The organism is Winogradskyella poriferorum, assembly GCF_050618035.1.
In the GTDB taxonomy this organism is placed as follows: Bacteria; Bacteroidota; Bacteroidia; order Flavobacteriales; family Flavobacteriaceae; genus Winogradskyella; species Winogradskyella poriferorum_A.
This window is the reverse complement of sequence record NZ_JBODPY010000157.1, coordinates 1-230: the sequence shown is the minus strand read 5'-3', so window position 1 is coordinate 230 and position 230 is coordinate 1. Positions and strand designations below refer to the sequence as shown.

Here is a 230-nt window from a genome sequence, read left to right as displayed (position 1 = left end):
TATGCATTATATGGATGACGCTTATGAATATGCTATTATACTTGATGCGGATAACATTAGGGAGTGTCATTTTTTAACGAAAATGAATATGGCATTTCAGAATGGGTTTCGTGTGGTACAAGGGCATAGAAAAGCAAAAAATCTAAATACGCCATTTGCTATTTTAGATGCAGCTAGCGAAGAAGTAAACAATCATATTTACAGAAGAGGGCATCGTGCTTTAGGATTAT

1 protein-coding gene is annotated in these 230 nt (G+C 34.8%); it reads left to right on the top strand.

The features are described 5' to 3' along the window. Positions 1-230: hypothetical protein (locus ACRHOC_RS15300; protein ID WP_431159455.1), on the top strand; the 230-nt coding region annotated here is incomplete at both ends.